Source organism: Pseudomonas sp. RIT623, from assembly GCF_004519305.1.
In the GTDB taxonomy this organism is placed as follows: domain Bacteria; phylum Pseudomonadota; class Gammaproteobacteria; order Pseudomonadales; family Pseudomonadaceae; genus Aquipseudomonas.
Map to the genome: position 1 here is coordinate 1 of NZ_SOZA01000067.1, position 9,413 is coordinate 9,413.

Genomic DNA, 9,413 nt, shown 5'->3' on the forward strand with positions numbered 1-9,413 from the left:
GCCTACGTGGCACCGCGCAGTGAGTTGGAGCAGCGCATTGCGCAGATCTGGCAAGAGGTGCTCAAGGTCGAGCAAGTAGGCCTGCACGACAACTTCTTCGAGCTGGGCGGTGACTCGATCATCTCGATCCAGGTGGTCAGTCGGGCGCGTCAGGCCGGTATCCGCTTCACTCCCAAGGCGCTGTTCCAGCACCAGACCGTGGCGGATCTGGCGGCGGTCGCGCAGGTCGGCGAGACGACCGTGCAGATTGACCAGAAACCGGCCAAGGGCCAAGCCTTGCTGCTGCCGTTCCAGCAGGTGTTCTTCGACACCGAGATCCCCGAACGCCATCACTGGAACCAGTCGGTGTTGCTCAAGCCGGCCCAGCCGCTGGATGCGCCGCTGCTGGATGCCGCGCTGCAGGCACTGGTGCGTCATCATGATGCGTTGCGCCTGCGCTTCCAGGCAGCCGAGGGCGGCTGGCAGGCGCATTTCGCCGACGCTCCCGCGCCTGCGCTGCTCTGGCGGCACGCGCTGGGCAGCCTGGATGAGCTGGAGGCGTTGGCCGAGCAAACGCAACGCAGTCTGGACCTGGAGAACGGTCCACTGCTGCGCGCTCTGTTGGTGACCGCCGCCGATGGCCAGCAGCGGCTGCTGCTGGTGATCCATCACCTGGCGGTGGACGGTGTGTCGTGGCGCATCCTCTTCGAAGATCTGCAGGCGCTCTATGCCGGTCTGCTGCGCGGCGAGCAGCCGCAGTTGCCGGCCCGGACCAGTTCGGTCCAGGCTTGGGCCGAGCGGCTGCACCGGCACGCCGACAGCGACGAACTGCGCCAGCAACAGGACTACTGGCGCGCGCAACTGCTCGATGCGCCACGGCAACTGCCGTGCCTCGATCCGCAGGCCAGCCTCAGCGCACGCCACGCCAGCGTCGTGCGCACGACGCTGGACAAGATCCACACCACACGCCTGCTGCAAGAAGCCCCCGCCGCCTACCGCACCCAGGTCAACGACCTGTTGCTGACGGCCCTGGCGCGGGTGGTCTGTCGCTGGACCGGCGACGCCGACCTGTTGCTGCAGATGGAGGGCCATGGTCGCGAGGCGTTGTTCGACGATATCGACCTGACCCGCACCGTGGGCTGGTTCACCAGCCTGTACCCGGTGCGCCTGACGCCTGCCGCGGACCTGGGCGCATCGATCAAGGGCATCAAGGAACAATTGCGCGCGCTGCCGCACAAGGGCATCGGCTATGGCCTGCTGCGCTACCTGGGGAGCGCCGAGACGCGCGCGGCCATGGCGCAACTGCCGGTACCGCGCATCACCTTCAACTACCTGGGGCAGTTCGACGGCAGCTTCAGCGCCGAGGATGCGCTGTTCATCCCGGCGGCCGAGGCGGCCGGGAGCAATCAGCATATCGACGCGCCGCTGGGCAACTGGCTGACGCTCAATGGCCAGGTCTATGACGGCGTGCTCAGCCTGACTTGGTCGTTCAGCGAGCGGATGTTCGCCCCAGCGACCATTGAGGCGCTGGCCGCCGGCTACCGCGAGGAACTGGAGCAACTGGTGGGCCACTGCGCAGGCCACCATGGCGTCACGCCTTCGGACTTCCCATTGGCGCGGGTGAGCCAGCAACAGCTCGACGCACTGCCACTGAGCGTCGACAACCTGGCCGACCTGTATCCGTTGTCGGCCATGCAGCAAGGCATGCTGTTCCATACGCTGTATGACCAGGCGTCGCCGCAGTACATCAACCAGATGCAGCTGGATGTCGAAGGGCTCGACCCCCAGCGCTTCCGTCAGGCCTGGCAGGCGGCACTGGATGCTCATGACATTCTGCGCAGTGGTTTCCACTGGGGCGCCGACCTCGAGCAACCGCTGCAATGGGTGGCGCGTCAGGTCGAGCTGCCTTGCCAGTTGCACGACTGGCGCGCTCGCCCTGATCTGCCCCGGGCCTTGCAAGCCTTGGCCGATGCCGAGCGGGCCAAGGGCTTCGACCTTGGCCAGGCGCCACTGCTGCGCCTGCAGTTGGTGCGTACCGGTGACAACGCCTGGCACCTAGTCTACACCTCGCACCACATCCTCATGGACGGCTGGAGCAACTCGCAGCTGCTGGGCGAGGTACTGCAGCGCTACAACGGTGTGGAGCCCGCTCGCGAAGGTGGCCGCTACCGCGACTACATCGCCTGGCTGCAAGGGCAGGATGCCGAGCGTACCGAGGTGTTCTGGCGCGAGCAGCTACAGGCGCTGCACAGCCCGACGCGGCTGGCCAGTGTCTACCCCCACGTGGCCGCGACCGGCCATGCAGATCACTACCTGCGCCTGGATCAGGCGCAGAGCGAGCGCTTGAGCAGTTTTGCCCGGCAGCACAAGGTCACCCTCAACACCGTGGTCCAGGCCGCCTGGCTGCTGATGCTGCAACGCTATACCGGCCATGCCACGGTGGCCTTCGGCGCCACGGTGGCGGGTCGTCCGGCCCAGCTGCGCGGCATCGAGCAGCAGATCGGCCTGTTCATCAACACCTTGCCGGTCATCGCCAGCCCGCGTGGCGAGCAGAGCGTGGCCAGCTGGTTGCAGCAAGTGCAGGCGCATGGCCTGGCCCTGCGCGAGTTCGAGCACACGCCGCTGGCCGATGTCCAGCGCTGGGCCGGGCAGGGGGGCGAGGCACTGTTCGACAGCCTGCTGGTGTTCGAGAACTACCCGGTGGCCGACACCCTCAAGCAGCAGTCCCCCGAGGGGCTGAGCTTCGGCGATGTGCACAGCCGTGAGCAGACCAGCTATCCGCTGACCGTGCTGGTGGCCGCCGGCGCCCAGCTTGGCGTGCAGTTCAGCTACGACCGCGCGCACTTCGGCGCGGCCGTGATCGCGCAGTTCGCCGGACACCTGAAGGAGCTGCTGCAAGCGTTCACCGAGCAGGCCGGCGGGGCGCTGGGCGACTTGCCTTGGCTGGATAAAGCCGAGCAGGCGCAACTGATGGGCTGGAACAGCAACGCTGTGGACTACCCGCGCCACAGCAACATCGGTGAATTGTTCCAGGCCCAGGTGGCGCGCACCCCGCAGGCCCTGGCTGTGACCTGGGGCGAGCAACAGCTGAGCTACGCCGAACTCGAAGCCCGGGCCAACCGCCTGGCACACAAGCTGCGCGAGCAGGGTGTCGGCCCGGAGAGCCGGGTGGGCATCGCCTGCGAGCGCAACCTGGAGCTGGTGGTCGGCCTGCTGGCGATCCTCAAGGCGGGCGCCGCGTATGTGCCGCTGGATCCTGACTACCCGGCCGAGCGCGTCGGCTACATGCTGCAGGACAGTGGCGCCCAGCTGCTGCTGACCCAGCGCCGGCTTGCGGCCATGTGGCCGAGCGGCCTGGCCACCCTGTGCCTCGACGAGCTGGCGCTGGACGGCTACCCAGAGCAGCCGCCGCAACTGAACCTGCTGGCCGACAACCTGGCCTACGTGATCTACACCTCCGGCTCCACCGGCCAGCCCAAGGGCGTGGCCATCAGCCACCGCAACGTGGCGGCGCTGGTGCGCTGGAGCGAGGAGGTGTACAGCCACGACGACCTGCAAGGGGTACTGGCCTCGACCTCGGTGTGCTTCGACCTGTCGGTGTGGGAGCTGTTCGTCACCCTGGCCCGTGGCGGCTCGCTGATCCTCGCGCGCAACGCCCTGGAGCTGCCGCAATTGCCGGCCCGCGAACAGGTGCGGCTGATCAACAGTGTGCCTTCGGCGGTCAATGCCCTGCTGCGCAGCGATGGCATCCCGGCGAGCGTGCGCATCATCAACCTGGCCGGCGAGCCGTTGAAACAGACCTTGGTCGACAGCCTCTACGCGCTGCCGGCGCTCGAGCATGTCTACGACCTCTACGGCCCCTCGGAAGACACCACCTATTCGACCTGGACCCGCCGCGTGGCTGGCGGTCGGCCAAGCATTGGCAAGCCGCTGCACAACAGCGCCGCGCACCTGCTCGATGCTGATCTGCAGGCCGTGCCGGTGGGCGTTGCCGCCGAGTTGTACCTCAGTGGCGCTGGGGTGACCCGCGGTTACCTGGGGCGCGCGGCACTGACCGCCGAGAAGTTCGTGCCCAACCCCCACGCCACCAATGGCGAGCGCATGTACCGCAGCGGCGACCTGATCCGCCGCCGTGGCGACGGCGATCTGGAATACATCGGCCGTATCGATCACCAGGTGAAGATTCGCGGTTTCCGCATCGAACTGGGTGAGATCGAGGCGCGCCTGCTGGCCCTAGCGCAGGTTCGCGAAGCCGCCGTGCTGGCCCATGACGGCCCGGCTGGCGCGCAACTGGTGGCCTACCTGGCGACCGGCGAGGTGCCGCCAGCCGAGCAGCAACCTGCGCTACGCGAGCGTATTCGCGGCGCCTTGGCCGAGCACCTGCCCGGCTACATGCTGCCCAGCCAGGTACTGTTCCTCGCCGCACTGCCGCAGACGCCGAACGGCAAGCTCGACCGCAAGGCATTGCCGCCCGTGCAGATCGAGCAACAACAACGCACCTATGTCGCGCCGCAGGGTGCGCTGGAAAGCGACCTGGCGACCCTCTGGGCGCAAGTGCTGGGCGTGGCCCGCATCGGCCGCGACGACAATTTCTTCGAACTGGGTGGGCACTCCTTGCTGGTAGTGAACCTGGTGTCCCGTATCCATCTTGAGCTTGGCATGACATTGACTCCCCAACTGCTGTTCCAGTACCCGACGCTGGCGACCTTCGCCGCACAACTGAATGCGCAAGGGGCGGCCGTGCAGGCTTCGACCCTGGACAAGCTTGAGTTCCTGCTCGACGAAATGGAGGAAATCTGATGGACCATAACGTCGCCGCGCGGATCGCCAAGCGCTTCATCCTGCTGCCGTTGGACAAACGCCAGGCCTACCTGGAAAAGATGCTCGCCGAAGGCGTGTCGCCAGCCAACCTGCCGATTCCCCTGGTCCGCGATGAGCTGGCCGTGCTGCCGCTGTCGTTCGCCCAGGAGCGGCAGTGGTTCCTCTGGCAGCTCGATCCGCAGAGCACCGCCTACCACATGTCGGTCAACCTGCGCCTGCGTGGCGCGCTGGATGCCCAGGCCCTGCAGGACAGCCTCGATGTGCTGGTGGCTCGGCACGACAGCCTGCGCACACGCATCCTCGCCGACCAGGAACAACCGGTCCAGGTGATCGATGCGCAGGGTCGCGTACTGCTCGAGCGCGCGACGCTGACCCTGGCCGAGGACGACCAGGAGGCCCAGCTGCGGGCCTGTGCCGAGGCCGAGAGCGCGCGCCTGTTCGACCTGCAAACCGGCCCGCTGCTGCGGGTGCGGCTGGTGACGCTGGGCGAGCAGGATCACCTGCTGCTGCTCACCCAGCACCATATCGTCTCCGATGGCCGCTCGATGCAGGTTCTGGTGCGCGAGCTGATGCATTGCTACGAGGCGTTCAGCCAGGGCGAGCAACCGGTACTGGCCGAGCTGCCGATCCAGTACGCCGACTATGCGGTGTGGCAGCGACACTGGATGGAAGCCGGCGAACGCCAGCGCCAGCTTGGCTACTGGACCGCGCAATTGGCGGGCGACCAGGCCTTGCTGGAACTGCCGCTGGACCGCCCGCGCAGCCTTGCGCGCAGCGGTGCCGGTGGTCGCGTGCAGCTCGAGCTGCCGGGCGCGTTGGCCCAGGCGCTGCGGCAACTGGCGCAGCGCAGCGCCAGCACCAGCTTCATGGTCCTGTTGGCTTCGTTCCAGGCCTTGCTGCATCGCTACTCGGGGCAGGCCGACATCCGTGTCGGGGTGGCCAACGCCAACCGTAACCGGGTCGAAACCGAAGGTCTGATCGGCTTCTTCGTCAACACCCAGGTCATGAAAGCCGAGTTCGACGGCAGCAGCCGTTTCAGCGACGTGTTGCAGCAGGTGCGCCAGGCCGCGCTGGATGCCCAGGCCCACCAGGACCTGCCGTTCGAGCAACTGGTCGAGGCCCTGCAGCCCGAGCGCAGCCTCAGCCATACCCCGTTGTTCCAGGTGATGTTCAACCACCAGAGCGGCGGCCGCGCCCAGCAGGCGCAAGAGACCGGGCGCACCGGGCTGGCGGTGGAACTGCTGGACTGGGACAGCCAGACCGCCAAGTTCGACCTGACCCTGGACACCTTCGAGCACGAGGACGGGCTCACGGCGCGCCTGAGCTATGCCAGCGACCTGTTCGACCAGGACACGGTCGAGCGCCTTGGCCGGCACTGGTGCAACCTGCTGCAAGCCATCGTCGCCGACCCGGAGCGGCAGGTGGCGCAGTTGCCGTTGTACGATGCCGCCGAGCAGCAGGCCCTGGTGGCACAGATGAACCCGGCGCCGCGCGAGTTCCCGGTGGCCACCACGCTGCATGGGCTGATCGAGGCCCAGGCCGCGCGCAACCCGCAGGCCATCGCGCTGAGCTTTGCAGGGCAGACCTTGAGCTATGCCGCGCTCAACCAGCGGGCCAATACCCTGGCCCATGGCCTGATTGCCCGAGGTGTCGGCCCGGACGTACTGGTGGGCCTGGCCATGGAGCGCGGCCTCGACCTGCTGGTCGGCCTGCTGGCGATCCTCAAGGCCGGTGGCGCCTACGTGCCGCTGGACCCGAGCTACCCGCAGGACCGCCTGGCCTACATGATCGAGAACAGCGGCTTGGCGCTGCTGCTGACCGACTCGGCGCTGCTAGCGCAGTTGCCGGTGCCGACGCATGTCGAGGCGCTGCTGCTCGACCAGCTGAAGCTGGCTGACAACCCCCAAGATCCGCAGGTGGCGATGTCGCCGGACAACCTGGCCTATGTGATCTACACCTCCGGTTCCACCGGCAAGCCCAAGGGTACCTTGCTGGCCCACCGCAACGTGCTGCGCCTGTTCGAGGCCACCGAGCACTGGTTCGGATTCGACGCCTCGGATGTCTGGACCCTGTTCCACTCGTTCGCCTTCGACTTCTCGGTCTGGGAGATCTTCGGCGCGCTGCTGTACGGCGGCAAGCTGGTGGTGGTGCCGCACTACACCAGCCGCTCGCCGGAAGACTTCCATGCCTTGCTGTGCGAGGAAGGGGTGACGGTGCTCAACCAGACCCCGTCGGCATTCAAGTCGCTGATGCAGGTGGCGCTGGCCAGCGAGCGCCGCGCCCAAGCCTTGCGCCATGTGGTGTTCGGTGGCGAGGCACTGGATGTGAAGAGCCTGCGCCCGTGGTTCGAGCGTTTCGGCGACCAGGCGCCGAGGCTGATCAACATGTACGGGATCACCGAGACCACCGTGCATGTGACCTACCGGCCTTTGACCTTGGCCGACCTCGAGCAGGTGGCCAGCAGCCCGATCGGCGAGCCGATTCCGGACCTGAGCTGGTATTTGCTGGACCCGGCGTTGAACCCGGTGCCCAAGGGGTGCGTGGGTGAACTCTACATTGGCCGCGCCGGCCTTGCCCGCGGCTACCTCAAGCGCGGCGACCTGAGCGCCACGCGCTTCGTGCCGGACCCGTTCGGCGAGGCGGGCGAGCGCCTGTACCGCACCGGCGACCTGGCACGGCTGCGTGCCGATGGCGTGGTCGAGTACGTCGGACGTATCGACCACCAGGTGAAGATCCGTGGTTTCCGCATCGAGCTAGGCGAGATCGAAGCCCAGTTGCTGGCGCGCCCGCAAGTGAACATGGCGGTGGTTTTGCCCCATGGCAGCGGCGCCGCCCAGCAACTGGTGGCCTATGTGGTGCCCGCCGAGGCGACGGCTCCGGCGCACGCCGCGGCGTTGCGCGAGCAGCTCAAGGCCAGCCTGCGCGAGCACCTGCCGGACTACATGGTGCCGGCCCATATACTGTTCCTCGACAGCCTGCCCCTGACCGGCAACGGCAAGCTCGATCGCCGCGCCTTGCCGGCGCCGGACCTGAGTCACAACCAGCAGGACTATGTCGCGCCGCGCAGCGCGCTGGAGCAGGGTGTCGCGCAGATCTGGCAGGAGGTGCTCAAGGTCGAGCGGGTGGGCCTGGACGACAATTTCTTTGGCCTTGGCGGCCATTCGCTGCTGGCCACCCAGGTGGTCTCGCGGGTGCGCCAGGGGCTGCAGCGCGAAGTGAACCTGCGCAGCCTGTTCGAACACGCCACCCTGGCCGCGTTCTGCCAGGCCCTGGGCGAGGACCTGACACGCCGCGAGCCTGCGCTGCTGGCGCAGCCGCGCGAGCAGCGCCTGCCGTTGTCCTATGCCCAGGAGCGGCAATGGTTCCTCTGGCAATTGCAGCCCCATGGCAGCGCCTATCACATTCCTTTGGCCCTGCGCCTGCGTGGCGCGCTCGACGAGCAGGCCTTGCAGCGCAGTTTCGATGCCCTGGTGGCGCGCCACGAGCCGCTGCGCACTCGCTTCGTCGAAGTCCAGGGGCAGGCGCAGCAAGTGATCGACGCGCCAGCGCCGCTGCCGGTCGCGCGTGAGCGGTTGCGGCTGGAGGGCGATGCCCAGGCCCAGGCCGAGCAGATCGAGGCGTGCGTCGCCGCCGAGGTGCTGCAGCCGTTCGACCTGCAGCAAGGTCCGTTGCTGCGGGTGCGCCTGGTGCGCCTGGGGGCCGATGATCATCTGTTGCTGCTGACCCAGCACCACATCGTCTCGGACGGCTGGTCGATGCAGGTGATGGTGGGCGAACTGACCCGCCTGTATGCGGCGTTCAGCGATGGCGGTGCCGCGCAGTTGCCGGCGTTGCCGATCCAGTATGCCGACTATGCGCTGTGGCAGCGGCAATGGATGGAGGCCGGCGAGCGCGAGCGCCAACTGGGCTACTGGCGGGCCCAGCTGGGCGCCGAGCAGCCGGTGCTGGAGCTGCCGATGGACCATTCGCGCCCGGCCCAGCAAAGCTACCGGGGCGCCCGGGTCGCCCTGCCGGTGCCGGGTGCCTTGCTCGAACAGCTCAAGACGCAGGCGCGTGAGCAGGGCGCGACCCTGTTCATGTTGCTGCTGGCCTCGTTCCAGGGGCTGTTGCACCGCTACAGTGGCCAGGCCGATATCCGTGTCGGCGTGCCGATCGCCAACCGCAATCGCCTGGAGACCGAAGGGCTGATCGGCTTCTTCGTCAATACCCAGGTGCTCAAGGCCGAGTTCAACCCAGGGCAGGGCTTCAGTGACCTGCTGCAACAGGTGCGACGGGTGTCGCTGGAGGCCCAGGCGCACCAGGACCTGCCGTTCGAGCAACTGGTCGATGCCCTGCGCCCGGAGCGCAGCCTGAGCTACAACCCGTTGTTCCAGGTGATGTTCAACCACCAGGCGACGGCACCTGCGGCGCCGGTGGCACTGGCCAGCCAGGTGGCGCTGGAAGTGCTCGAAGTGGGCGGGCTGAGCGCCCAGGTCGACCTCAAGCTCGATACGCTGGAGACCCCGGACGGGCTGCTGGCGCAGTTCAGCTATGCCACGGACCTGTTCGAGGCCGCCAGTATCGAGCGCCTGGCCCAGCATTGGTTGCGGTTGCTGGAGCAGGTCGTCGCCGAT

Annotated in this window: 2 protein-coding genes; both read left to right on the forward strand. The window is 67.6% G+C overall.

Features of this window, described 5'->3' with window-relative positions:
• A partial coding sequence (locus E3U47_RS24515; protein WP_134694153.1) for a non-ribosomal peptide synthetase occupies positions 1–4,779 on the forward strand: 4,779 nt, incomplete at its 5' end.
• Positions 4,779–9,413 (forward strand): non-ribosomal peptide synthetase (locus tag E3U47_RS24520; RefSeq protein ID WP_134694154.1); only part of this gene is annotated, 4,635 nt, incomplete at its 3' end. The genes E3U47_RS24515 and E3U47_RS24520, both read left to right, overlap by 1 nt.